The 25,774-nt window shown below is 72.1% G+C and carries 20 protein-coding genes; 9 read left to right on the plus strand and 11 right to left on the minus strand.

Annotated features, from left to right (window positions below):
• The first annotated feature begins 212 nt into the window (after positions 1-212).
• A complete protein-coding gene (locus ABGB05_RS34035; protein WP_347658081.1) occupies positions 213-2,930 on the plus strand; it encodes a PQQ-dependent sugar dehydrogenase in 2,718 nt (905 codons plus the stop codon).
• A gap of 201 nt (positions 2,931-3,131) precedes the next feature.
• On the plus strand, positions 3,132-4,172 hold the full coding sequence (gene trpS, locus ABGB05_RS34040; RefSeq protein WP_347658082.1) for a tryptophan--tRNA ligase: 1,041 nt from the start codon (positions 3,132-3,134) through the stop codon (positions 4,170-4,172).
• Between the two features lie 72 nt (positions 4,173-4,244).
• Here trpS and ABGB05_RS34045 read toward each other — a convergent pair whose 3' ends face one another.
• Positions 4,245-4,694 carry a GNAT family N-acetyltransferase gene (locus ABGB05_RS34045; RefSeq protein ID WP_347658084.1) on the minus strand — a complete coding sequence of 150 codons (450 nt, stop codon included), beginning with the start codon at positions 4,692-4,694 and terminating at the stop codon, positions 4,245-4,247.
• Between the two features lie 227 nt (positions 4,695-4,921).
• On the opposite strand from ABGB05_RS34045, the gene ABGB05_RS34050 reads away from it, so the two are divergent.
• Together ABGB05_RS34050 and ABGB05_RS34055 are read left to right on the plus strand one after the other, a co-directional pair.
• Entirely contained in the window at positions 4,922-5,650 is a 729-nt protein-coding gene (locus ABGB05_RS34050) for a helix-turn-helix domain-containing protein (RefSeq protein WP_347658085.1), read from the plus strand.
• A gap of 58 nt (positions 5,651-5,708) precedes the next feature.
• The gene (locus ABGB05_RS34055) at positions 5,709-6,368 is read left to right on the plus strand and encodes a dihydrofolate reductase family protein (protein WP_347658086.1); all 660 of its coding nucleotides are present in this window, start codon (positions 5,709-5,711) and stop codon (positions 6,366-6,368) included.
• An 84-nt stretch (positions 6,369-6,452) separates the two neighbouring features.
• On the opposite strand, the gene obgE is transcribed toward ABGB05_RS34055, so the two are convergent.
• The 8 genes from obgE to ABGB05_RS34095 all read right to left on the minus strand — a co-directional run bounded on the left by obgE (position 6,453) and on the right by ABGB05_RS34095 (position 17,349).
• Positions 6,453-7,979 carry a GTPase ObgE gene (obgE, locus tag ABGB05_RS34060; RefSeq protein WP_347658087.1) on the minus strand — a complete coding sequence of 509 codons (1,527 nt, stop codon included), beginning with the start codon at positions 7,977-7,979 and terminating at the stop codon, positions 6,453-6,455.
• A gap of 166 nt (positions 7,980-8,145) precedes the next feature.
• Positions 8,146-8,403, minus strand: coding sequence for a 50S ribosomal protein L27 (gene rpmA, locus ABGB05_RS34065; RefSeq protein WP_347658088.1), 258 nt, complete (start codon positions 8,401-8,403; stop codon positions 8,146-8,148).
• Between the two features lie 31 nt (positions 8,404-8,434).
• Positions 8,435-8,743: a 50S ribosomal protein L21 gene (rplU, locus tag ABGB05_RS34070; protein ID WP_347658089.1), complete on the minus strand. Its 309-nt coding sequence runs from the start codon at positions 8,741-8,743 to the stop codon at positions 8,435-8,437.
• Between the two features lie 211 nt (positions 8,744-8,954).
• Positions 8,955-9,503 carry a hypothetical protein gene (locus tag ABGB05_RS34075; RefSeq protein WP_347658090.1) on the minus strand — a complete coding sequence of 183 codons (549 nt, stop codon included), beginning with the start codon at positions 9,501-9,503 and terminating at the stop codon, positions 8,955-8,957.
• 270 nt (positions 9,504-9,773) lie between these two features.
• On the minus strand, positions 9,774-12,884 hold the full coding sequence (locus ABGB05_RS34080) for an Rne/Rng family ribonuclease (RefSeq protein ID WP_347658091.1): 3,111 nt from the start codon (positions 12,882-12,884) through the stop codon (positions 9,774-9,776).
• Positions 12,885-13,020: 136 nt separating this feature from the next.
• Positions 13,021-13,740: a TIGR03936 family radical SAM-associated protein gene (locus ABGB05_RS34085; RefSeq protein WP_347658110.1), complete on the minus strand. Its 720-nt coding sequence runs from the start codon at positions 13,738-13,740 to the stop codon at positions 13,021-13,023.
• Between the two features lie 224 nt (positions 13,741-13,964).
• Positions 13,965-15,950, minus strand: a complete 1,986-nt coding sequence (locus tag ABGB05_RS34090; RefSeq protein ID WP_347658092.1) for a TIGR03960 family B12-binding radical SAM protein — start codon at positions 15,948-15,950, stop codon at positions 13,965-13,967.
• Between the two features lie 1,063 nt (positions 15,951-17,013).
• Positions 17,014-17,349 carry a hypothetical protein gene (locus ABGB05_RS34095; protein ID WP_347658093.1) on the minus strand — a complete coding sequence of 112 codons (336 nt, stop codon included), beginning with the start codon at positions 17,347-17,349 and terminating at the stop codon, positions 17,014-17,016.
• 55 nt (positions 17,350-17,404) lie between these two features.
• Here ABGB05_RS34095 and ABGB05_RS34100 point away from each other — a divergent pair, with 55 nt between their 5' ends.
• A complete protein-coding gene (locus ABGB05_RS34100) occupies positions 17,405-17,986 on the plus strand; it encodes a hypothetical protein (RefSeq protein WP_347658094.1) in 582 nt (193 codons plus the stop codon).
• Positions 17,987-18,027: 41 nt separating this feature from the next.
• Here ABGB05_RS34100 and ABGB05_RS34105 read toward each other — a convergent pair whose 3' ends face one another.
• Together ABGB05_RS34105 and ileS are read right to left on the minus strand one after the other, a co-directional pair.
• A complete protein-coding gene (locus ABGB05_RS34105) occupies positions 18,028-18,729 on the minus strand; it encodes a lysophospholipid acyltransferase family protein (RefSeq protein WP_347658095.1) in 702 nt (233 codons plus the stop codon).
• Positions 18,730-18,924: 195 nt separating this feature from the next.
• Positions 18,925-22,083, minus strand: a complete 3,159-nt coding sequence (gene ileS / locus ABGB05_RS34110) for an isoleucine--tRNA ligase (RefSeq protein ID WP_347658096.1) — start codon at positions 22,081-22,083, stop codon at positions 18,925-18,927.
• Between the two features lie 578 nt (positions 22,084-22,661).
• On the opposite strand from ileS, the gene ABGB05_RS34115 reads away from it, so the two are divergent.
• The 4 genes from ABGB05_RS34115 to ABGB05_RS34130 all read left to right on the plus strand — a co-directional run bounded on the left by ABGB05_RS34115 (position 22,662) and on the right by ABGB05_RS34130 (position 25,771).
• Positions 22,662-22,829 carry a hypothetical protein gene (locus tag ABGB05_RS34115; RefSeq protein WP_347658097.1) on the plus strand — a complete coding sequence of 56 codons (168 nt, stop codon included), beginning with the start codon at positions 22,662-22,664 and terminating at the stop codon, positions 22,827-22,829.
• A gap of 10 nt (positions 22,830-22,839) precedes the next feature.
• Complete coding sequence (locus ABGB05_RS34120) at positions 22,840-23,892, plus strand: helix-turn-helix domain-containing protein (RefSeq protein ID WP_347658098.1); 1,053 nt, start codon at positions 22,840-22,842, stop codon at positions 23,890-23,892.
• Positions 23,893-23,984: 92 nt separating this feature from the next.
• Complete coding sequence (locus ABGB05_RS34125; protein WP_347658099.1) at positions 23,985-25,001, plus strand: ABC transporter ATP-binding protein; 1,017 nt, start codon at positions 23,985-23,987, stop codon at positions 24,999-25,001.
• Positions 24,998-25,771 carry an ABC transporter permease gene (locus tag ABGB05_RS34130; RefSeq protein ID WP_347658100.1) on the plus strand — a complete coding sequence of 258 codons (774 nt, stop codon included), beginning with the start codon at positions 24,998-25,000 and terminating at the stop codon, positions 25,769-25,771. The genes ABGB05_RS34125 and ABGB05_RS34130 overlap by 4 nt, the downstream gene beginning before the upstream one ends.
• Positions 25,772-25,774: the final 3 nt, after the last annotated feature.

Here is a 25,774-nt window from a genome sequence, read left to right on the forward strand (position 1 = left end):
TTGTTGGCCCCGCCGGGCCCGACCGGCTCCGATGATCCGTGGAGGCGACGCGGGTGGTCCGGGTGACAACATCCCATTGACGAACGTCGTACGGATGGCCCGTACTTCCGAGATGCTCACTCCGGGCGGACCGGGGCTGCCCACCCCCGCCCAGCCCCCTAGCGTGACAGGTCGTTTGTCCACTTGGAGCTGCGCCAGGCTGGGGAGAGTGCATGCCGTCACCCGCACCGTCATCACCGTCCGCCCGTCTGTTCCGCACCGGCCTCACGGTCGCCCTGGTCGCCGCACTGGCCGCACCGGTCAGCGGCGGCACCGCACCGGCCGCCGCGGTGGTCCTGCCCACCGGTTTCCAGGAGCAGGTCGTCTTCACCGGCCTCAACCAGCCGACCAACCTGGAGTTCGCCCCGGACGGCCGGATCTTCGTCGCCGAGAAGGGCGGCCGGATCAAGGTGTACGACGACCTGGCGGACACCACCGCGACCGTCTTCGCCGACCTCTCCGCGAACGTGCACAACCAGCACGACCGGGGGCTGCTCGGCCTCACCCTGCACCCGGACTTCCCGACCCGGCCGTACGTCTACGTGCTCTACGCGTACGACGCGCCGCCCGGGGAGTCCGCGCCGTACTGGAACGACACCTGCGCCTCGGTCGGCGGCACCAACGGTGGCCGGTGCATCGTCACCGGTCGACTCTCCCGGCTGACCGCCGACGGTGACACCATGACCGGCACCGAGCAGGTCTTCGTGCAGGACTGGTGTCAGCAGTACGCCAGCCACGCCACCGGCGACCTGGCCTTCGGCGCCGACGGCATGCTCTACGTCAGCGCCGGCGACGGGGCCAGCTACGACCTGGTCGACTACGGCCAACTCGGCAACCCGCACAACCCCTGCGCCGACCCCCCGGGCGGGGCGATGACCCCGCCGACCGCCGAGGGTGGCGCGCTGCGCTCCCAGGACCTGCGCACCCCGGCCGACCCGACCAGCCTGGACGGCACCGTGCTGCGGCTGGACCCGCTGACCGGCGCCGCCGCCCCGGGCAACCCGCTCGCCGCCAGCGCCGACCCGAACACCCGGCGGATCGTCGCCCAGGGCCTGCGCAACCCGTACCGGTTCACGGTCCGGCCCGGCACCAGCGAGGTCTGGCTCGGTGACGTCGGCTGGACCCGGTGGGAGGAGGTCAACCGGGTGGCCGACCCGACCTCCGGGGTGGCCAACTTCGGCTGGCCCTGTTACGAGGGCACCGGCCGGCAGAGCGGATACGACGGCGCCAACCTCGACCTCTGCGAGAACCTCTACACCGGGGACGGTCAGACCGCGCCGTTCTACACGTACGACCACGCGGCCCGGGTCGTCAGCGGGGAGGCCTGCCCGACCGGCAGTTCGTCGATCTCCGGTGCCGCCTTCTACCCGGCCGCCGGCGGCAGCTACCCGACCGGGTACGCGGGTGCGCTCTTCTTCTCCGACTACTCCCGGGACTGCATCTGGGCGATGCTGCCGGACGCGCCCGGCGGGCTGCCGGTGGCGGCGAACCGGCGCACCTTCGGCAGCGCCGCCGCCAACCCGGTCGACCTGGAGGTCGGCCCCGGCGGTGACCTCTACTACGTCGACCACGCCGGTTCGGTACGCCGGATCCGCTACTTCCCCGGCAACCAGCCGCCGGTCGCCTCGATCAGCGCCACCCCGACCTCGGGGACGGCACCGCTGACCGTCACCTTCGACGGCACCGGGTCCTCCGACGCCGACCCGGCCGACGTGGGCCGGCTCCGCTTCGAGTGGGACTTCACCGACGACGGCACCGTCGACGCGACCACGCCGACGGCGACGTACACCTATCCGGCCGGCGGGCCGTTCACCGCCCGGCTGACCGTGTACGACACGTTGAACGCCTCCGACACCCGGACGGTGCCGATCCAGACCGGCAACAGCATGCCGACCGCGGTGATCGACACCCCGGACGCCGGCTTCACCTGGGCGGTCAACGACCCGATCAGTTTCACCGGCCACGCCACCGACCCCGACCAGGGCACCCTGCCGGCCAGCGCGCTGCACTGGCGGATGCTGCTGCACCACTGCTACACCCTGGACAACTGCCACACCCACACGCTGCAGGACTTCACCGGCAGCAGCGGCAGCATGCTCGGCCCGGACCACGAATACCCGTCCTACCTGGAGCTGGTACTCACCGCCACCGACAGCGGCGGCCTGTCGCACCGCACCAGCGTGCGGCTCGACCCGAAGACCGTCGACCTGACCTTCGACACCAGCCCGTCCGGGCTGCGGCTGGTGGTCGGCGCCACCGAACAGGTGACCCCGTTCTCCCGTACCGTCATCCAGGGGTCGAGCAACACGGTCAGCGCGGTCACCCCGCAGACCGCGGGCGGCACCCCGTACGTCTTCGGCAGCTGGTCCGACGGCGGCGGCCAGTCGCACGTGATCACCGCGCCGGCCACCCCGACCAGCTACGTCGCGACGTACACACCGCAGTCCGGCAGTGTCCGGCTGCCGCAGTCGCAGTGGTCGGTGGCGGGGGCGGACAGCTACGAAACCCTGCTGGTCAACGGTCGGCCGAACAACGTCCGGGACGGCAGCTCCTCGTCGATCTGGCACACCCAACGGCTGCTCAGCGGTTCGAGCCACCCACACTGGATCGACCTCGACCTGGGCTCGGCCCGGACCGTGAACCGGCTGCACTACCTGCCCCGGCAGAGTTCCGACGCCGGCCGGATCACCGGCTACGAGGTGTACGTCTCGAACAGTCGCAGCAGCTGGGGCAGCCCGGTGGCGACCGGCACCTTCCCGAACAGCGCGGCCGAGCAGACGGTGGTCATCCCGCCGACAACCGGACGGTACATCCGACTCCGGGCGCTCGGCGCCGCCGACGGCAGCCGCTTCACCACCGTCGCCGAACTCAACATCGGCGTCCCCGGATGACCGGACGGTGCGGCTGGGCGGCGACGCCTGTTACCGTGGAGGACATGCGGATGACGAGCCAGACCAGCTGGTGGGCGCCCTGACGGGCGGCCCTCGCATCCGCGTACCCGAAACAGCCAACGGCCGCCCCTCCCGGGGCGGCCGTTGACGTTCACGCTCCCCGGGACGGCGGCACCCGTACCCGGTAAGGAGCAACCGACCATGACCACGAGTGCACCACTCACCGTGCCCACCGCGGCCGCCGCGCGTCCGCAGCCGTCCCCCGGGGTACGCCGGATCACCGGCCTGCAGCCCACCGGCCGACTCCATCTCGGCAACCTGCTCGGCGCGATCCGGCCGACCGTCGCCGCCCAGTACCGCACCGAGACGATCGTCTTCCTCGCCGACCTGCACGCGCTCACGGTGGCCCACCAGCCGAACGAGGTACGGGCCAACACGCTGGCCCAGGCGACCACGCTGCTCGCCGCCGGACTCGACCCGGACCGTACGACGTTCTACGTCCAGTCCCAGGTGCCGCAGCACACCGAACTGCACTACCTGCTGGAGTGCACCGCCGGCTACGGCGAGGCGCACCGGATGATCCAGTTCAGGGAGAAGTCCGCGACCCAGCAGAACGTCCGGCTGAGCCTGCTCAGCTATCCGGTGCTGATGGCCGCCGACATCCTGCTGCACGACGTCCACGAGGTGCCGGTCGGCGCCGACCAGGGCCAGCACCTGGAGCTGACCCGGACCGTCGCGCAGCGGTTCAACACCCGTTACGGCGACACCTTCGTGGTGCCGCGCGCGGTGCATCCGGCCGTCTCGGCCCGGGTGATGGACCTGGCCGACCCGACCCGCAAGATGGGCAAGTCCGCCGAGTCCGACGCGGGGGTCGTCTTCCTGCTCGACCCGCCGGAGGTGGTCCGCCGCAAGGTGATGCGCGCGGTGACCGATCCCGGCCGGACCGTCGACTACGACCCGCAGGCCCGTCCCGGACTGGCGAACCTGCTCGACATCCTGGCCGCCGCCGTCGGTGGGGATCCGGCCGTGCTGGCCGCCGACTACCGGTCGTACGCCCAGCTGAAGGCGGCGGTGGCGGAGGCGGTCGACGGCCTGCTGCGGCCGGTCCGGCTCCGGCACACCGAACTCGCCCGCGATCCCGGGTACGTCCGGCGGGTGCTCGCCGAGGGTGCCGACCGGGCCCGGGAGAGCGCCGCCGACACGGTGTACCGGGCCCGGCGGGCGATCGGCCTGCTCACCTGAAGAGCGCCACGCCGGTCCCGGTCGGTCGGCTCCGGTCCGTCGGCCGGGACCGGCATGCGTTGCTCCGGTCCGTCAGGCCGGGACCGGCATGCGCTTCTCGAAACAGATGCGGTGCGGGTTGCCGAGGTACTCGCCGTACCCGGGGATCTCGGCGTAACCGGCGGAGACGTAGAGCCCGACCAGGCGGGCGAGGTGGCGGCCGGTCTCCAGCCGAAGCACGGTGTGCCCGTTCCAGAGTGCCAGTTCCTCCAGCGCGCCGAGCAGTTGTCGGCCCAGCCCCCGGCCCCGGTACGCGGGGCGGACGTACATCCGGGTGATCTCGGCGGTCTCCCCGTCCACCGGCCGGATCGCCCCGCAGGCGACCGCCCGGCCGGCCTGTACGCCGATCAGGTGCCGGACGTTGTCGTACGGGGTGAAACCCCGCCCGTCGACGCCCCGGCCGATCTCCCGCAGTTCACGCTGCTGCGCCACGACCAGGGCGGCCAGCTCCGGATCCGACGGCGGGCGGGACTCGATCAGCACCTGTCGACGTTAACCCGGGGGCGTTTCGACAAGGTTTCGCCCGGGTAGCCCCGAATCCGGGGGTTGGTGAACTACCAGGACCCGTGCCGGAGTCGGTCAGAGCATTCCGACCCACTCCCCCACCGAACTCCGCTCGTGCCACCTGCGCTTCCGGCGCCTGTCGGTGCTGACTGTCGACGTCGCTAGTTTTAGCAGGGAACCTCGGCAGCTTGACGACGGAGGAGGCTATGGCCCTGCGGTTCGAGCACCGCGACACCGAGATCGACGTGAGCCTCGTCGACCGCGTATGGCGCACCCGCTCTGACGCGGAGGAGACGATGACGTCCGCAGCACGCACCTGCTGGCATCTGATCCTCTCGCGGACGCAGGGACGCCTACTCGCCAACCTGCGCGGGCCGGAGACGAGGGCGACCACCGCACCGGTCCCGCCGGGCACCGAGTTCCTCGGGGTCCGGTTCGCGTTCGGTGCGGTTCTCCGGCCGCATCCTGCGGCCTCGATCGTCGATGGGTACGTTCCGTTCCCGGTGACGGCATCGGGCAGGATCGTCATCGGCGGAGAGGACTGGGAGGCGCCGACGTTCGAGAACGTCGAGCACTTCGTCCGGCGACTGCAGGATGCGGGTCTGCTGGTGCGATCGCATCTTGGGGATGAGAAGCAGGTCGCCGAGCATCCCGGAGCCGGCCCGACCGAGCGAACCCTGCAGCGCCGCCACCGAGCGATCACCGGACTGTCGCGAACCACCGTGCGGCAGATCGACCGCGCGAACGCCGCCGCCACGATGCTGCGCGACGGCCTTGACTGGCACACGGTCGTCGATACGTTGGGATACTTCGACCAGGCCCACCTCGCGCACGCCCTGCGTCGCTACGTCGGGTCCACCGCACGCGAGCTGCAGGCGGGCGACTTCGCCGCGATGTCGTTCCTGTACAAGACCCACCCTGGGCCCGGCAGCTAGCGTCCGTCTGCCGGCCAACCCCGGCCGGCTGTCCGCGACCCGGATCCCGAGGAGAACCGTGCTACTCAGTGTCAACACCTTCGTCACTCTCGACGGCGTCATGCAGGGACCCGGAGCCCCCGACGAGGACCGCTCCGGTGGCTTCGACCGCGGCGGGTGGCTCGTCCCGCACGCCTCCGCGCACACCAACGAGGTCGTCGAGAGCTGGTTCCGTGAGGCCGACGCGTTCCTCTTCGGACGCACCAGCTTCAACCTGCTCGGCGGGTACTGGCCGAAGGTCACCGAACCTGACAGCCTGATCGCCACCAAGCTCAACACACTGCCGAAGTACGTCGTCAGTTCCACGCTGACCGACGACGAGGCCGACTGGAACCCGACGACGGTCCTCCGCGGTGACCTGGTTGAGGAGGTACGGCGTCTCAAGGAGCTTCCCGGCAAGGAACTCCAGGTTCACGGAAGCTGGAAACTCGTCCAGGCGCTGCACCAGGCAGGACTCGTCGACATCTACCGGCTGCTCCAGTACCCGGTCGTCGTCGGCACGGGCAAGCGCCTGTTCCCGGACGGGTCGACGCCCGCGACGTTCGCGACCGTCGAAGAGAGCTCGCGCGTACTGCCCGGCGGCGTCGTCTCGCTGACCCTCAACCCCACGAGCCTCGGCGCGATCTCCGCAGGCGCGTACACGGTGGACGAGGGGCGCTCGGCGACGGTCCTCGCCTGACACCGGGGCCCGACCGGATCCGGGGGCCTGATCTCCGGCCACGGCCTGGGTCGAAGCCGGAGATCAGGCCCCCGACGACACGCGCTAATCCGCGTCCTCGTCGGCCGTCCGCCCGGTCCGGTGACCGTCAACGGTCACCGGGGCGTCACCCGCCACCGTCGTCGGGGCGTCGGGGTCGGCCGGCGCGCCGACCACCGTCTCGTCCGCCGGACGCTGCCGACGGGCCTTCCGGGCCGCCAGCCGCTCCGCGGCCGTCGCCCGGGTCCGCTTCTCCTCCAGCCGGCGGTCGGTCCCCCGGGAGCTCGGCACGTACTCCTCACCGGCGTACAGCGTCGGCTGCCAGTCGAACTCGCGCTCGCCGATCCGGACCAGGTCGCCCGGCTCGGCGCCGGTCTTGGCGAGCTGGTCCTCGACACCCAACCGGGCCAGCCGGTCGGCCAGGTAGCCGATCGCCTCGTCGTTGTCGAAGTTCGTCTGCCGGACCCAGCGTTCCGGGCGCGGGCCCTTCACCACGTACGCCCCGTCGGGCGCCTGCTCGATGGTGAAGCCGGCGTCGTCGACAGCGGGCGGCCGGATGACGATCCGGGTCGGCTCCAGGACCGGCGCCGCCGCCCGGGACTGCTCGACCAGGTCGGCGAGGGCGAAGGTCAGCTCCCGCAGCCCCTCCCGGGTCACCGCGGAGACCTCGAAGACCCGCAAACCACGTGCCTCGATGTCGGGACGGACAATCTCTGCCAGGTCACGGCCGTCCGGTACGTCGATCTTGTTCAGTACGACGATCCGCGGCCGGTCGGCCAGCCCGCCGTACTCGGTCAGCTCGGCCTCGATCGCGTCGATGTCGGCGAGCGGGTCGCGTCCCGGCTCCAGCGTCGCCGCGTCCACCACGTGCGCCAGCACGGCACAGCGCTCGATGTGTCGCAGGAACTCCAGACCGAGCCCCTTGCCGGTGGCCGCCCCCGGAATCAGCCCCGGTACGTCGGCGACGGTGAAGGTGTGTTCGTCCACCCGGACCACGCCGAGGTTCGGCACCAGCGTGGTGAACGGGTAGTCGGCGATCTTCGGCTTGGCCGCCGACAGGACCGAGATCAGCGACGACTTGCCGGCGGACGGAAAGCCGACCAGCCCGACGTCCGCGACGCTCTTGAGCTCGAGGACCGCGTCGAGCCGGTCGCCCGGTTCGCCCAGTTCGGCGAAGCCGGGGGCCTTGCGTCGGCTGCTGGCCAGCGACGCGTTACCCCGGCCACCCCGGCCACCCCGGGCCACCTCGAACGTCGTACCGGCGCCGACCAGGTCGGCGAGGACAGTGCCGTCCATGGCGTAGACGACCGTACCGTCCGGCACCTTGAGCACCAGGTCGGCACCGTTGGCGCCGTCCCGGTTCGAGCCGGCGCCGCCCTTGCCGTTCTCCGCCTTGATGTGCGGCCGGAAGTGGAAGTCGAGCAGGGTGTGCACCTGCGGGTCGACGACCAGGGAGACGCTGCCGCCGTGTCCGCCGTTGCCGCCGTCCGGGCCGCCGAAGGGCTTGAACTTCTCCCGGTGGATCGACACGCAACCGTGCCCGCCGTCACCGGCCTGCAGGTGCAGCACAACCCGGTCAACGAACATCGTCACGTTGTCAATCCTTTCATCGGCGCCGGCACACCGGCGGCGCAACCGTCGCCCCGGAACACCGGCGCGTACGGCGTCGTGCGTGACGTGGGACCACGTTCCGCACAAGAAACGGCGGAGCGGGCCGGGGACACCAGGTCCGCGGCCCGCTCCGCCGGAAAACTGAACGTTACCGCTCGGCCGGTACGATGCTGACGACCTTGCGGCCCCGCTTGGTACCGAACTGGACCGCGCCGGTGGCCAGGGCGAAGAGCGTGTCGTCGCTGCCACGGCCGACCAGGTCACCGGGGTGGAACTTGGTGCCCCGCTGCCGGATCAGGATCTCGCCGGCGTTGACCAGCTGGCCACCGAACCGCTTTACGCCGAGCCGCTGCGCCGCGGAGTCGCGGCCGTTCCGCGAGCTGGACGCACCCTTTTTGTGAGCCATCTGAGGACGACCTGTCTTTCCGCTGGGACGCTTACTTGGTGATCCCGGTCACCTTGACCTGGGTCAACGGCTGGCGGTGACCCTGGCGCTTGTGGTAACCAGTCTTGTTCTTGAACTTGTGGATCCGGATCTTCGGGCCCTTGGTGTGCGCGGCGATCTCACCGGACACCGCGACGTTGGCCAACCGCGCCGCGTCGGTCACCAGGTCGTCGCCGTCGACGAGAAGCACGGCGGTGAACTTGACCGCGTCACCGGGCTGCCCGGCGAGCTTCTCAACCTCGATCACGTCGCCCTCGGCGACCTTGTACTGCTTGCCGCCGGTCTTGACGATCGCGTACATCGGAGGCGGACTCCCTGTCATTGAGGCTGCGGATGGTGTTTCGCGTCGCCACTGCCCCGCACCAGGTGCGGGGCGGGCACGCGAGAACGTGGCGCGTAAATCGCGCCGCAGGCCAGCGTACGCCATGACCGGTCCGACCCCCAAACCGGCCCCCTGAGCAGGGAGCCGGCCGAGCCCGTGGACCGGGGTCCGGCAGGGCCGGGCGGCGTCGTCAGGTGCCGCAGAGTTGGTCCAGCCGCTGCTGCAGCTGGTCGAGCTTGGTCTCGTCGACGGACTCGACACTGGCCTCCATCGAGCCCACCTGGGTGCCGATCTCGGTCAGCACCGTCTTCAGCCGGGCGTCGGTGGCCCTGGCGGCCTGCTCCCGCATGGCGTCGCCCCAGTCCTGCAGCGCCTGTTCCGCCTTGCGCTGGGCGGCCTCGGCGCCGGCGGTGTCGTTGGCGCCGGTCGCCTGCAACGACTTGCCCAGCTCCTCGATGAAGGTCCGGACCGAGTCCGCGCTGGCCTTGGTGGCCGCGTCACAGACCTCCCGGGCGTTACCTCCGGCCGGAGCGTTGTCTCCGCCGGGCGACCCGCCCGGTCCCGGGCTCGGCGCCCCGGTCCCCGGCCCGGCGGTCCCCGGCACGCCGGAGGGCGGCGTACCGGTCGACGAGCCGGCACCGGTCGCCGGAAAGCCACTCGGGACGCCGTCCCGCTCGCCCGAACAGGCGGTGGTGAGCAGTACGGCGGCGATGGCGGCGGTCACCAGCAGGCGTCGCATGTTCATCTCCTCGACAGCGGGGGCCGATCCTCCGGACGTCTCCGGCCCGACGGCCGGTTGACATCGCAGGCCAATTGAAGATCGCGGAGGACGCGCTCAGCCTAGCCACATCCTCCGCAATCATCCCAGCCGTCGCCGAACGCCGCTCGGTGAACGCGAGCCTGCCCGGGTCCGTCCGACCACGTCCGACCCGCCCTGCCCCGCACAACCCGTCGTCAGGGACGGCGAGCCCGGCGGGTGCCACCGCGCCGGGCAGACCGCGACCGTCGGTCAGGGACGGGTACGTCGCCGGGCGCCACCGCGCCGGGCCCGCCGCCGACCGCCGGACTCCGTGGTCTCGGCGTCCAGGTCGGCGCCGTCCTCGATGGCGTCCGGGTCGTCCGCTCCGGCCAGCCGCATCGACTCGGTCGGCGCGACGTCGGCGATGTCGGCGACCTCGGTCGTCGCGGGCGTCTCGGTCTCGTACCGGGACAGGTCGTAGCCCATGGTGTCCTCGTACTCGGGCACCTCCACGACCACCCGCTCCGGCGCGGCCTTGCGGCCACGGCGCCGGGTCGACGGCGCCGGCGGCTCGACGGCCGGGGCCGCCGGGGTGGTCCCGTTGCTCGCCGACGCGACCGCCTTGACCTTGTCACCGGCACCCGGCCGGGACTTCTCCGGCACCGGCTCGGTGTGGATGATCACGCCGCGGCCCTTGCAGCAGTCGCAGGTCTCGCTGAACGCCTCCAGCAGCCCGGCACCGATCCGCTTCCGGGTCATCTGCACCAGACCGAGCGAGGTGATCTCGGTGACCTGGTGCTTGGTCCGGTCCCGGCCCAGGCACTCGGTGAGCCGACGCAGCACCAGGTCGCGGTTGGACTCCAGGACCATGTCGATGAAGTCGATCACGACGATGCCGCCCAGGTCGCGCAGCCGGAGCTGGCGGACGATCTCCTCGGCCGCCTCGAGGTTGTTGCGGGTGACCGTCTCCTCCAGGTTGCCCCCGGCACCGGTGTACTTACCGGTGTTGACGTCGATCACCGTCATCGCCTCGGTACGGTCGATCACCAGGTGTCCGCCGGAGGGCAGGAAGACCTTGCGGTCCAGACCCTTGAGGATCTGCTCGTCGATCCGCCGCTCGGCGAAGACGTCGGCCGCCCCGGTGTGCCGGCGCAGCCGGGGCACCAGGTCCGGCGAGACGTGCGAGAGGTACGACTCGACCATGTCGTACGACTCGTCGCCCTGCACCACGAGCTCGCGGAAGTCCTCGTTGAACAGGTCCCGGACCACCCGGATCACCAGATCGGGCTCCTCGTAGAGCAGCACCGGGGCGCCGCCCTCGGCGGCCTTGGCCTGGATGTCCTCCCACTGCGCCTGCAGCCGCTTGACGTCCCGGGCCAACTCGTCCTCGCTGGCGCCCTCGGCGGCGGTCCGGACGATCACTCCGGCACCGTCCGGTACCAGCTTCTTGAGGATGTCCCGCAGCCGCTTGCGTTCGATGTCCGGCAGCTTGCGGCTGATCCCGGAGGCGTTGCCGTGCGGGACGTACACCAGGTGCCGGCCGGAGAGGGCGATGTGGCTGGTCAGCCGGGCGCCCTTGTGCCCGATCGGATCCTTGGTGACCTGCACCAGCACCGAGTCACCGGACCGCAGGGCCTGCTCGATGGAGCGGGCCCGACCCTCCAGGCCGGTGGTGTCCCAGTTGACCTCGCCCGCGTAGAGCACCGCGTTGCGGCCCCGCCCGACGTCGACGAAGGCCGCCTCCATGCTCGGCAGGACGTTCTGCACCTTGCCGAGATAGACGTTGCCGGCCATGGTGCCGGAGGAGGCGCGGGTGACGTAGTGCTCGACCAGCACCCCGTCCTCGAGTACGCCGATCTGGGTGCGGTCACCGCGCTGGCGGACCACCATCACCCGGTCGACCGCCTCCCGGCGGGCCAGGAACTCCGACTCGCTCAGGATCGGCGGTCGGGTACGACGCTGCTCGCGGCCGTCCCGGCGGCGCTGCCGCTTGGCCTCCAACCGGGTCGAGCCGGAGACGCCCTGCACCTCGTCCACGGACTTGCGGGGCTCACGGATCTTGATGACGGTGGGTACGCCGTCGTCGGCGCCGCCCTCGGCGTCGCCGGCGCCCTTGCGGCGACGCCGCCGCCGGCGACGGGTCACCCCGTCGGCGGTCTCGGTCTCCTCGTCCTCGTCCTCACCCGGTTCGGCTTCGACCTCGGTCTGGGCGGCCGGTTCCTCGTCCTCGACGTCCTCGACGTCCTCGACGTCGTCGGCGGTGCCCTTGCCCCGGCCCCGGCCCCGGCGGCCACGGCGACGCCGTCGCCGCGCGGCCGCGGTCTCCTCGTCCTCGTCCCGGTCCGCCTCGTCCAGCGCTTCCTCGTCCGCGGTGCCCTCGACGTCGAGTTCGGCCTCGGGAGCGATCTCGGTCACCGCCGGCTCGGCGGTGCGGCGCCCACGGCGCCGGCGCCGGCCGGTCTCGACCGCCTCGTCCGGTTCTGCCGTCTCCTCGGCCGGCTCCGCCCGGGCCCCGGCCGGCTCGGGCAGCCCGGCGGGGCGGACCGTCGGGGTCTCCGGCTCGGGCGCCATGAAGAGCACGGTCGGCGCGGAGAGCGCGGCCCGGCGCCGCCGACGGGGCGCCGCCTCCTCGACCGCCGCGGTCGTGGGCTCGACCCGTACCGTCGTCTCCGGGGTCGCTCCGGCCGTCGTCTCCGGGGTCGCCCCGGGCGCACCGGCCGGGCCGGTGGTGACCACCACGGCACCCGGCTCGCCCGCCGTGCCGCTCGGGCCCGCCCCGGTCGCGACGGCACCGGCCTCCTCGGCCAGGGCTTCCTCGGTCTCCGGCTCCTCGCCGTCCGGCTCCCCCACCCCGGCGACCGGCTCCTCGGTCACGGTCTCCGCGACCACCGGGGCCGCGGCCGGAGCCGCCTTCTTCCGCCGGGTACGGGTCACCTTGACCGGCGGAACCGGTTCGACGACGGCCGCCTCGTCGGCGCCGCCGATCGCCCCGGTCTGCGTCGGGGCGGGCTCAGCGGACCGGCCGGCCACCGCCTCGGTCCCGTCAGTGACGGCCGGGTCGGCTCCCGCGCCGTCCCGCTTGTCGGCGGTGGTGGCCTTACGACGGCGACGAGGTGTTTTTGCGGTGCTTTCCGTGTCGCCCCGCACCGGGGCCAGCACCTCCACGTCGGCCGCCTCGCCACTGGTCGACCGCACCGACGTCGGCGCCTCGACCGGTACGCCGGTCGGTGCCGGTTCACTCGCCGTCGCGGAACTCCGACGCCGGGTGGTACGGGCGCGCCGGGTGGGTTCCGCCGCCTCGGTGTTGCCGCTGTTCTCGACGGTGTTGCCAGCCGACTCGGTGCCGGTCAGGTCCCCGCCCTCGGGCTCGTTCTCGAGCATGGACGTTCTCCAGTTCTGGCTTCCCCGGGCGCGGGTGAGCGCTGCCACGCAGGGTTGCCGCAAAGTATTTCCGGCGACGCGTCAAGATGACCGGACCGCCGAAGTCTGTCTGCCTGCCCGCTGACCGGACTTCCGGCTAGCGTTCGCCGATGGCTGCCCTGTCGCGATCCGCCTCCAACGGATCCACGATCTCCCCCTGCGCGGTCACCGTGCCCTGCGCCAGCCGCGTCGCCCGAGGCGGCACCGGCGGCTCCAGGTCGGCCACCACGCGGAGGCCGGAAAGGACGTCATCGGGTCGTACGGACGGGGTGACCTGCCGCACGACCATTTCGAGTATCGCACACGGTATGCCCTCGACCTCGGAAGGTGCCCCGGTCCGCTCGATCACATCGATGCCGATGACCGCAGGTCGGGCGTCGAAGACGCGTCGTCCCTGCTTGGTCATCCGCTCCACGGATACCTCCGGGGCGGCCAGGAACGCCGCCACCGCGTCGCGCGCGACGGCGGGTTCGATGCCGGGCAACTCGATGCGCCACCGCGACGCCTCGATCCGGTCGGCGAGGCTGCCACTGCCCGCCTCCACCGCGTCGAGTACGTCGATTCCGGGCGAAAGCGCCGCGTCCAGGGCGATCCGCAACTGCTCCGGGTCGACCGGCTCGCGCAGGCCGATCTCCAGGTACTCCGCCTCGCTCGCCACCCCGGTCGGGGCAGCGGAGGCGTACGAGATCTTCGGGTGCGGGGTGAAGCCCTGGGAGAAGGCGATCGGTACGCCGGCCCGGCGCAGCGCGCGCTCGAAGGCCCGGGCGAAGTCCCGGTGCGAGGTGAACCGGAGCGGCCCCCGCTTGGCGTACCTGATCCGAACCCGCTGGACGACCGGTGCCTGGCCGCCCTCGGGTTGAGGCTTTCTAGCGATCGTGAGCTCCTCGGGTGTACCTGTCTGTCCGTCCCATCCTGGCGCAGCACTCGGCCCGGTGGCCAGCCGGGGCGGCCGGAGAGTCCCGACGATCCCGGTCAAACTCCCCAGAACCCTTCAAAACGGCGAAGCGGAACGCCGACCGCCGGCCGGTGACCCGGCCCGCGTCACTGCTGGGCGCCGGCCGGCGTACGCAGCCCGTTGACCGGGGTCAACGGCAGCAGCTTCTTACCGGTCGGCCCGATCTGGATCTCGGTGTCCATGGACGGGCAGACCCCGCAGTCGAAGCAGGGGGTCCACCGGCAGTCGTCCTGCTCGTACTCGGACATGGCATCCTGCCAGTCCTGCCAGAGCCAGTCCTTGTCCAGGCCGGAGTCGAGGTGGTCCCAGGGCAGGACCTCGGTCTCCTCGCGCTCCCGGACGGTGTACCAGTCGAGGTCGACGCCGAAGGTCGGCAGCACCTCGGCGGCGGCGTCCGTCCAGCGCTGGAAGGAGAAGTGCTCGCTCCAGCCGTCGAACCGGCCGCCGTCCTCCCAGACCTTCCGGATCACCGCACCGACCCGGCGGTCACCCCGACTGAGCAGGCCCTCGATCAGCGACGGCTCACCGTCGTGGTAGCGGAAGCCGATCGCCCGGCCGAGCGACCGGTCGGCGTTGATCGCCTGCTTGAGCAGCTTGAGCCGGTTGTCGATCACCTCGGGGCGTTCCATCGACGCCCACTGGAACGGGGTGTGCGGCTTCGGCACGAACCCGCCGATCGAGACGGTGCAGCGGATGTCCTTCGAACCGGTCGCCGCCCGTCCCGCCTTGATCACCTCGTGCGCGAGCCGGGCGATCTGCAGGACGTCCTCGTCGGTCTCGGTCGGCAGACCGCACATGAAGTAGAGCTTCACCTGCCGCCAGCCGTTGGTGTACGCGGTGACCACGGTGCGGATCAGGTCCTCCTCCGACACCATCTTGTTGATCACCCGACGGATCCGCTCCGACCCGCCCTCCGGGGCGAAGGTCAGCCCGGTCCGCCGTCCGTTGCGGCTCAGCTCCTGGGCCAGCTCGATGTTGAACGCGTCGACCCGGGTGGACGGCAGCGAGAGCGAGACGTTGGTGCCCTCGTACTGCTGGGCCAGACCGGAGCACATGTCACCGATCTCCGAGTGGTCCGCGGACGACAGCGACAGCAGACCCACCTCGTGGAAGCCGGAGTACTCCAGCCCCTGCTGCACCATCTGCCCCACGGTGGTGATGGACCGCTCCCGTACCGGGCGGGTGATCATGCCCGCCTGGCAGAACCGGCACCCCCGGGTGCAACCCCGGAAGATCTCCACCGCGTACCGCTCGTGCACCGTCTCGGCCAGCGGCACGATCGGCTTCTTCGGGTACGGCCACGCGTCCAGGTCCATCGTCGTCCGCTTGTGCACCCGGAACGGTACGTCCGGCCGGTTCGGCACCACCCGCTGGATCCGACCGTCGGGCAGGTAGTCGACGTCATAGAACCGGGGTACGTAGACACTCTCGGTCCGGGCCAGCCGCAACAGCAGTTCGTCCCGGCCGCCGGGGCAGCCCTCCTGCTTCCAGCCCCGGACGATCTCGGTGATCTCGAGTACGGCTTCCTCGCCGTCACCGAGCACCGCCGCGTCGACGAAGTCGGCGATCGGCTCCGGGTTGAACGCGGCGTGCCCGCCGGCCACGATCACCGGGTGCGCGTCGGTCCGGTCCGCGGCGAGCAGCGGGATCCCGGCCAGGTCGATCGCGGTGAGCAGGTTGGTGTAGCCCAGCTCGGTGGCGAACGAGATCCCGAACAGGTCGAACGCGCCGACCGGTCGGTGCGCCTCGACGGTGAACTGCGGCACGCCGTGCGCCCGCATCAGCCGCTCCAGGTCCGGCCAGACCGCGTACGTCCGCTCGGCCAGCACATCCGGCAGCTCGTTGAGCACCTCGTAGAGGATCTGTACGCCCTGGTTCGGCAGACCGACCTCGTACGCGTCGGGATACATCAGCGCCCAGCGGACGACGGCCGAGTCCCAGTCCTTGACCACCGCGCCCAGTTCGCCGCCGACGTACTGGATCGGCTTGCTCACCTGGGGCAGCAGCGGCTCGAGCTGCGGCCAGACCGTCATCGCCGCGGACCTGCTCGCGGCGGCCGACGCGGCGCTCATGGAACCTCCCGAAACAGCAGTTTGCAGTGACCCGACCAACCATCCAGGGTACGCGTAGCCCTCACGACCCCGATCGGGTAGGAACTCTATCCCGAGCCGTCGTCACCCCCGACGCACTCGTCGCCACCCGACCGTGCCCGGGTCGCGGCACTCCGTGACGACCCGGGGCGGAACGACACAGCTCAGACGTCGACCGGACGAACTGGTACGCCGGTACTAACCTCGGACGGGCGCGAGAGGAGAGCCGCACGATGCGTCAGCCTCAGCCGGACGGCGGTCAGCCGGCAGGCGGAGCCACCTCACCTGGGGAGGAAGCCATCTCACCCAGGGAGGCGGAACCGGCCGGGCAGCCGTCAGCCGGCCAGCCGGAACCCGTCGAGCAGCCCTCGGACAGGCGTGCCGAGCCCGTCGAGCAGCCGCCGGACGGGCGTGCCGAGCCCGCCGAACAGCCCTCGGACAGGCGTGCCGACGACCGGGACCAGCCGGCAACCCGGGTCGAGACCTCCTCGACCAGTGGTGTGCCGAACCCGGGTTGCCCGGTCGATCCCGACGACGGGACCGACGCACCCACCCGCCCGGCGAGGGCCGATGCCGGACCGGTGGCCGCCGCCGGGAGTGTGACGCCGGACGGCTCCGCGGACGGCAACACCTCACCGCCCGCCACCGGTGTCCAGGGTGACACGACGCCGGAGCCGACCCGGGTCGCCGCGCCCCGGTGGACCGGCTCGGCGGCCGTACCACCACCGCAGAGCCGCCGCCGGCGCCGTTGGATCGGCGGCAGTGACGCCGGGGGCGCTGACGCCGGCGGCGACCAGCCCGCCGCACCGGCGGGGCCACCACCGACGACCCCGGTGCCGGTCCGGCCGACCGAGTCACGCCGGCCGGACCCGACGCTGCGGATGCCGACCGTCGAGTCCGACGAGTCCGAGATGCCGACGCCGGTGGATCCCTGGGCCGGCGCCGCCGACGACCCCTGGTTGGGGTCACCGGGGTACCCGTCCCCCGGTCACCCGCCCCACCCGTTAACCGGCCACAGCGGCCCGGCCGGCCATGGCACACCCGGCTACCCCACCACGCCGGAGTCCGCCGCGCCGGTCAGCCCGCCGCCATACCCGGTCAGCCCGCCACCACAGCCGGTCAGCCCACCGCCGCAGCCGGTCAGCCCACCGCCGCAGCCGGTCAGCACGCCACCCCGGCAGCTACCCGCGACCCGGGTCTTCCCCGCCTCCGCCGGGTCACCCGCACCGGCGACCACACCGCGCCCGCCTGGCGCGCCGACCGCTCCCCGGCCCCGACAGACGCCCGAACCGACGCCGCGCCGGAAACCGGCACCCCCGAAGGGGGCACCCCCGCCGCCCCCGCCGGCACCGGTGGCGCCGTCCCGAGGGAAACGGTCCACGGCCACACCGCCGCCCCAGACGGTCCCGCCGGGCTGGAAACCACCCCGGGGCCACGTGCCGATCCCGGTACGCCGCCGTCGGCGCTGGCCCCGGGTCATGCTCGTACTGACCCTGCTCGGCGTCTTCTGCTGCTGCGGCCTCCCGGGCTACTACCTCTGGCCCGCCTGGCAGCAGTATCCGGCCCAGCCGGCCGAGCCCCTGCCGCAGCAGGTACGTGACCTGAGCCTGCAGGACGACCGGGACGGCAAGCAGGTGGTCGGGGACCTCAAGGCGGACCTGCGGGCCAGGAACTGGCTCGCCGAAGGGACGTTCGCCGCCGTCTACCGGGACGGGTCCGGCAAACGCGTGACGATCTTCGGCACCACCGGGTTCCGGTTCAACCCGGAATCCGACGTGACGAAGGAACTGGACGAGCTCCGCGACCAGTACCACCTCGGCGCCACGGAACCGGTCGAGACCGGTGTCCGGGGCGAGTACCGCGGCTGCACCACCGGCCGGGAGGACGGCGAGTCCGTTGTCCTCTGTACGACGGCGGACCACGGCAGCCTGGTCACCGGGCTGTTCACCCGACGGAGCCTCGACGAGAGCGCGGAGTTGCTGGACGCGATGCGCGCGGAGCTCGTACTGCGGCAGTGAGCCCGACCGACGGCCGGAGCCGGAGCCGACGACGGCCCGGCTCAGCCTCCGAGCATCGGGGTGCCGTCGTCCGGGGCGGCGGTGCGCGCCGGGGCGTACCGGGGCACGTACTCCTGGCCGGTCAGCTTCTGGATCTCCGTCATGATCTCGTCGGTGATCTCCCGGAGTGAGCTCCGGTCGGCCGGCCGGCCGGTGAAGTCGAGCGGCTCGCCGAAGCGCACCGTCACCTTCCCCGCGCCGAGCCGGGGCATCCGGGCCCCGATCGGCTGGACCTTCTCCGTGCCGATCATCCCGACCGGGATCACCGGCACCTCGGCGGCCAGGGCCAGCCGGGCCACCCCGGTACGTCCCCGGTAGAGCCGTCCGTCCGGTGACCGGGTCCCCTCCGGGTAGAGCGCGACCAGGTCACCCGCCCGCAGCACCGGAACGGCGCCGTCGAAGGCGGAGAGGGCCGCCCGGCCGCCGCTGCGCTCGACCCGGATCGCCCCGAGGCCTTCCACGACCGACCTGGTCAGCCAGCCTCGGACGCCGGTGCCGGTGAAATACTCCGCCTTCGCCCAGAAGGCGAGGTGCCGGGGTACCACCGCGCCGAGGAAGAGTTCGTCGGCGACGGAGAGGTGGTTGCCCGCGAAGATCGCACCGCCGGTCGCCGGGATGTTCTCCAGGCCTTCGACGATGGGACGCCAGGCGAGCCGCAGGGCGGCGCCGACGGTGTACTGGCCGACGGTGTAGAGCAGCGGCACGGGACCTCCGGCGGTCGGGGGTGGTCGGGCGCTGTCACGGTAGCCGACGCCCGGCCGGCGGCTGCGGGTGACCGGTCGTTGCCGGAGCCGGAGCCGTCGGGTTGGCGGTGCCCGGAGGGAGGGCGGTGCCCGGGACACGATCGCCGTACCGCGTGCACCGCCCCCACCGACGTCACCGAAGAGACAGCCCTGCCGTCAGCGCTGACGTACCCGCACCGTCACCGGTTCGCCCTCGCCGACCTCACCGGCGAAGCCGTCGTCGCCGACCTGGTCGCGGTCGACGAAGTCGACCGTCTCGGCAAGCACCTCCCGGGCGACGAAGTCCCGGTACGCCCCGACCGCCGAGGTCACCTCCGGCGACGCCCCGACCACCAGGTCGATCCGGTCCGACACGTCCAGCCCGGCGTCCCGGCGGGCCTGCTGCACCACCCGGATCACGTCCCGGGCCAGCCCCTCGGCCGCCAGTTCCGGGGTGACCAGGGTGTCCAGCACCACCACACCCTCGCCACCGGGCAGCGGCGCGGAGTGCTCGGCGTCGGCCGGGACCAGCTTCAACTCGTACTCGCCGGTCTCCAGCCGGATACCGGCCGCCTCCGGTACGCCCTCGACCAGTGACCAGTCACCGGCCTTGACCGCCTTGATCACCGCCTGGACCTGCTTGCCGACCCGGGGTCCGAGCGCTCGGGGCACCACGGTCAGCACCTGCTCGCAGTAGTCGGTCAGCTCGTCGCTGAACTCGACCGCCTTGACGTTGACCTCGTCGGCGACCAGGTCGGCGAAGGGCCGCAGGCTCGCCGCCGCCGGACTGGCCACGGTCAGCTTCGACAGCGGCAGCCGGACCCGCAGGCCCTTCGCCTTGCGCAGCGACAGGGCCGCCGAGGCGACGTTACGGGTCGCGTCCATCGCGGCCACCAGGTTGTGGTCGGCCGGGAACTCGGTCGCGTCCGGCCAGTCGGCCAGGTGCACCGACCGCTCCCCGGTCAGCCCCCGCCAGACCTCCTCGGCGGTGAGCGGGGCCAGCGGGGCGAGCACCCGGCTCACCGTCTCCAGCACCGTGTACAGGGTGTCGAACGCGTCCCGGTCGCCGGACCAGAACCGGTCCCGGGACCGCCGGACGTACCAGTTGGTCAGCGCGTCCAGGAACGACCGGACCGAGCCGCAGGCACCGGAGATGTCGTACGCGTCGAGCTGCCCCTGCACCGTGGCGACGAGTTCCCCGGTCTTGGCCAGGACGTACCGGTCGAGCAGGTGCGTCGAGTCGAGGCGGCGCACCGCCGAATACCCGTCGGCGTTGGCGTAGAGGGTGAAGAAGTACCAGACGTTCCAGTACGGCAGCAGCACCTGACGCACCGAGTCCCGGATCGCCGTCTCGCTGACCACCACGTCCCCGCCGCGCAGCACGGGTGACGCCATCAGTGTCCAGCGCATCGCGTCCGAGCCGTACCTGTCGAACATCTCGTAGACGTCCGGGTAGTTGCGCAGGCTCTTGGACATCTTGCGCCCGTCCTCGCCGAGCACGATGCCGTGCACCACCGCGTTGCGGAACGCCGGCCGGTCGAACAGCGCGGTCGCCAGCACGTGCATGGTGTAGAACCAGCCCCGCACCTGCGGCAGGTACTCGACGATGAAGTCGCCCGGGTAGTGGTTCTCGAACCACTCCCGGTTCTCGAACGGGTAGTGCACCTGGGCGAACGGCATCGACCCGGACTCGAACCAGCAGTCCAGCACCTCCGGCACCCGGCGCATGGTGGACTTCCCGGTCGGGTCGTCCGGGTTCGGCCGGGTCAGCTCGTCGATCACCGGGCGGTGCAGGTCGGTGACCTTCACCCCGAAGTCACGCTCCAGCTCCTCGAGCGAGCCGTAGACGTCGACCCGCGGATAGTTCGGGTCGTCGGACTTCCAGACCGGGATCGGCGAGCCCCAGAACCGGTTCCGGCTGATCGACCAGTCCCGGGCGTTCGCCAGCCACTTGCCGAACGAGCCGTCCCGGACGTGTCCCGGCGTCCAGTTGATCTGCTGGTTCAGCTCGACCATCCGGTCCTTGACCTTGGTCACCGCCACGAACCAGGAGGAGACCGCCTTGTAGACCAGTGGGGTGTCGCAGCGCCAGCAGTGCGGGTACGCGTGGGTGTAGGTGTCCTGCCGGAGCACCACCCCGCGCTCCTTCAGCTCGCGGATCACCGACTTGTTGACGTCGAAGACCTGCTCACCCTGGTACGGCGGGACCAGCGCGGTGAACCGGGTGTGGTCGTCGACGGTGACGATGGTCGGGATCCCGGCCGCATTGCACGCCTTCTGGTCGTCCTCGCCGAAGGCCGGCGCCAGGTGCACCACCCCGGTGCCGTCCTCGGTGGTGACGAACTCGGCGCCGAGCACCTGGTACGCCTCCGACCCGGCCCGGTCGACCAGGAAGTCGTAGAGCGGGGTGTAGCGGCGTCCGACCAGGTCCCGGCCGTGCACCGTACCGACCTGGGTGAAGCCCTCCAGCTCCTTGGCGTACGCGCCGAGCCGGGCCGCCCCGACGACGTACCGTTCCCCGTCCCGCTCGAGGACGGCGTACTCGATGTCCGGCCCGACGGCGAGCGCCAGGTTCGACGGCAGGGTCCACGGCGTGGTGGTCCAGACCCCGACCTTGACCGGTCCACGCACCAGCTCGGGCGCGGTCTCGTCCGGGGTGAGGGTGAACCAGACGGTCAGCGTCGGGTCGTGCCGGTCCCGGTAGACGTCGTCCATCCGGGTCTCGGTGTTCGACAGCGGCGTCTCGCAGCGCCAGCAGTACGCCAGCACGCTGAAGCCCTCGTAGACGAGGCCCTTGGCGTGCAGCTGCCGGAACGCCCACATGACGCTTTCCATGTAGCTGAGGTCCAGCGTCTTGTAGTCGTTGCCGAAGTCGACCCAGCGGGCCTGCCGGTTGACGTACCGCTCCCACTCGTGGGTGTAGGCGAGCACCGACGTCCGGCAGGCGTCGTTGAACTTCGCCACCCCGAGGTCGAGGATCTCCGCCTTGGTGGTGATGCCGAGCTGCTTCTCCGCCTCCACCTCGGCCGGCAGGCCGTGGCAGTCCCAGCCGAAACGGCGCTCCACCCGGCGGCCCCGCATCGTCTGGTAACGCGGGATCACGTCCTTGGCGTAGCCGGTCAGCAGGTGGCCGTAGTGCGGCAGGCCGTTGGCGAACGGCGGGCCGTCGTAGAAGACGTACTCGTTGGCGCCGTCCGGGCCCGGGTCGCGGTGGTCGACGCTGGCCTCGAAGGTCTTGTCGGCCGTCCACTCGTCGAGCACCCGGCGTTCGACCGCCGGCAGGTCGGGACTGGCCGGCACGCCCGTGCCGGCGGGGGCGTTCTTGGGGTACGCCATCGCGGGTCGTTCTCCTCGGTGCAGCTCACTGGTCCGTGGTCTGCGAGGACGAGCCCTGGCCGCCGGAAACCGGCGCCCGCGGACCCGCGGTACCACCCCGCTTGGTGGCCGGAGATCAACCACCCGCTCATTGGCCGGCTGTGACGGGCCGGTCCCGTCCGGTTCTACTCGGGCCGTGTGGGCCCTTTCTTCCGGAGGCTCGCCGGTGATGGCCGGGTCGACGCCTGTGACCGTCAACGATACTCGACCCCGCCAGCCGCCCCCAGCCGATATCCGTCCCGACGCCGGGCGCCCGTCCGCGTCGGCGACGACAGCGGCAGGGCTCCGACGACACCGGCGGCTCCGACGACTCCGGCCGCAGCCACGGCTCCGACGGCCGCTTCGGCGGGGCCCCCGCGCCGGACCGGACCGACCTATCCCTGGGGCGGCGCGGGGGCCGAGCCACCCCCGCCCGTGCGGAACGGGGGTCCCCAGATGGCGTACGCCGCTACCGGGACGGGTGCCGGGACGTGGCAGCGATTGGCGTGCCTGGCCGTCCTGCTGGTCGCCGGCTGCACCGGGACCGCACCATCCGCCTGGTGCCGGGCGAGGCCCGACTCGTCTTCGGCCACGGACCGCTGATGATCAGCGTCGACGTGCTCACGTTCCGGCCGGACGACACCGGCCGAGAGAGCACGAGGTTGGCCCGCGAGACCGCCGCCGAGCTGGCCACCAAGCTGATCCGGGCGGTCGGGGACGGCGACTAGGCTTGCTGCCGTGATCCGTATCCAGCTGGACGAGCCGACGCTGGCCCGTACCCGGATTGCGATCAGCCCGCTCTGGGAGACGGTCTGCGGGCTCTACCTGCTGGCCCGGCACGGCGACGCCCAGCCCTGGCCGTACGCCGCCTGGGGGCGCCAGGCCCGGCGGGTGCTCACCGAGGTGCCGGCCGCCACACCGGCCCGGTTGTACCTGACCGCCAGCCCCTGGCTACCCGACTTCCTCTCCCCGGTGCCGCCCACCGCCGCCCCGAGCATCGAGGAGGAGTTGGCCGGGTTGCGGGCGACCGACCCGGACACCGTCGAGGAGCAGCTCCGGCGCTGGCCCGGCGGAGAACTTCCGGCGTGGCTGCGGCCGTTCCGGGACGACCCGTCCGGGGCGCTGGACCGGCTCGCCGACGGCCTCGAGGCGTACTGGGTGGCGGCGATGGCGCCGTTCTGGGGGCGGATGCGGGCCGCGCTGGACGAGGAGGTGCTGCACCGGGCCCGGGCGCTGGCCGCCGACGGGCCGGACGCGCTCCTGGCCGACCTGCACGACCGGGTGCGCTGGCAGCGGCCGACCCTGACCCTGGTGAAGTCGAACGAGCAGAGTTTCCAGGTCGCCGACCAGCGTCTGCTGCTCATTCCGTTGATCTTCTCGCGCGGCGCCCTGGTCTGCTCCGCCGAACATCCCGAGGTGGTCGCGGTCTCCTACCAGGCCCGGGGCGCCGCGGTGCTGGCCGACGACGGGCCGGCGCCGCCGCCGGAGACCGGCACCGACCGGCTCGCCGTCCTGGTCGGCCGGGGCCGGGCCGCCGTACTGCGCGCGCTGGGGCGGCCGGCCAGCACCGCCGGGCTCGCCGCGACCCTCGGCCTCGCCCCCAGCACCGTCTCCGAACACCTCGGCGCGCTGCTCGCGGCGGGCGTGGTCAACCGGCGTCGGGTCGGCCGCCGGGTGCTGTACGGGCTGGAACCGGCCGGGCTGGCCCTGGTCAGCCTGCTCGACGTCACGGTGGCACCCGGCGACGCGGCCCTGACCGGCGACGATCCGGTTACCGCACGCGCCTCCTGAGGATTCCGGCCGGTCGTCGGCGCCGGTCCCGCACATTCGGTGGACGCCGAATCGATTCCGCCGATCCGGGCCGGCTCCCTAGCGTCGCCGGCATGAGCGAGTACGCAATCGAGGCGGTCGGGCTGCACCGCACCTACCGCAGCCGTACCGGGTGGTCACGGCCCCGGCGCCGGGAGGTGACGGCGGTCCGCGGCGTCGACCTGACCGTCCGCCAAGGTGAGCTGTTCGGCCTGCTCGGCCCGAACGGCGCCGGCAAGACCACCACCATCAAGCTGCTGAACACGCTGCTCGTCCCGACCGCCGGCACCGCCCGGGTGGCCGGCTACGACGTGGTCCGGCAGACCCGCGAGGTACGGCGCCGGATCGGGTACGTCTTCGGCGGCGACCGGGGTCTGTACGACCGGCTCTCCGCCCGGGACAACCTGCGCTACTTCGCCGAACTCTACGGCGTCGCGCCCCGGGAGCAGCGGCGGCGGACCGCCGAACTGCTCGACCTGGTCGGGCTCACCGGTCGGGAGAACGAACGGGTCGAGGGCTACTCCCGGGGCATGCGCCAGCGGCTGCACATCGCCCGTGGCCTGCTGCACCGCCCCGAGGTCCTCTTCCTCGACGAGCCGTCGATCGGGGTGGATCCGGTCGCCGCCCGGGAACTGCGCCAGACCGTCGCCAGCCTCGCGGCGAACGGCACGACGGTGCTGCTGACCACGCACTACATGGCGGAGGCGGACGAACTCTGCGACCGGATCGCGGTGATCGCCGGGGGCCGGATCCGCGCCTCGGGTACGCCCGCCGAACTCAGGCGGCACGCCGAGGGCCGGCAGGTGCTGGAGGTCGAGGCGTACGGGGTGACCGACCGGCAACTCGCCGAGATCCACCGACTGCCCGGGGTACGGGAGGCGAGTCTGCAGGTGCTCGGCGCGGTCCAACTGCTCACCGTGCAGTCGGCGGTCGGCACCGACGTACAGGCCGAGGTGCTGCGGGTGCTGGCCGGAATCCGGCTGGGTCGGGTGCTGGGCCGCCAGCCCACCCTGGAGGACGCGTACGTGGCGATCGTCAGCGCCACGACCACGGCCGACGAGCCGACGCCCGAGCCGGCGGTGGCGGCATGAGGACGCTGCGGATGATCGCGCTCGGGGCGCTGCTGCACGTCAAGTACCAGAGCCGTTCCTCCCTGGAGATCACCATCGCGGTGCTGCTGCCGGTGGTCCAGGCGACCCTGGCGGTCTACCTGTTCCGGGCCGGCGGCCAGCCGGACCGGCTGCTGGAGGCGGCGGTCGGCGCCGGCCTGATGGGCATCTGGTCGTCGGTGCTGTTCGGCTCCGGCGGGGCGATCCAGAACCAGCGATGGCAGGGCACCCTGGAGATGCTGATCCTCGCACCCCGGTCGCCCGCGCTGGTGATCCTGCCGATCACCCTCGCCACCGCGCTGACCGGCACGTACGCGATGGTCGCGACCCTGCTCTGGGGTCGCCTGCTGTACGGCATCCCGCTCGACTTCGCCGATCCGTTCGCCTTCGCGGTCGCGGTTCCCGGCTGTGTCCTCGCGCTGGGCATGTTCGGGCTGCTGCTGGCGGCCACGTTTGTCCTGCTGCCCAACGCGAACGCGCTGGCCAACCCGTTGGACTACCCGATCTGGCTGGTCTCCGGGATGCTCGTGCCGGTCACCGCCCTGCCCGGCTGGACCACCCCGATCGCCGCCGTGCTGCCCACCACCTGGGGGGCCAGGGCGGTCCGCGAGGCGGCCACCGGCGCCGGCCCGGTCTGGCCGTCGCTGGGGATCTGCCTGGCGATCAGCCTCGGCTGTCTCGCGCTCGGCGCGGCGGTCATGTCCCGGGTGGAACGTCGGGCCCGCGCCGCCGCCACCCTCGCTCTGGCCTGAGGA

This window comes from Plantactinospora sp. B5E13 (assembly GCF_039871775.1).
Lineage (GTDB): Bacteria > Actinomycetota > Actinomycetes > Mycobacteriales > Micromonosporaceae > Plantactinospora.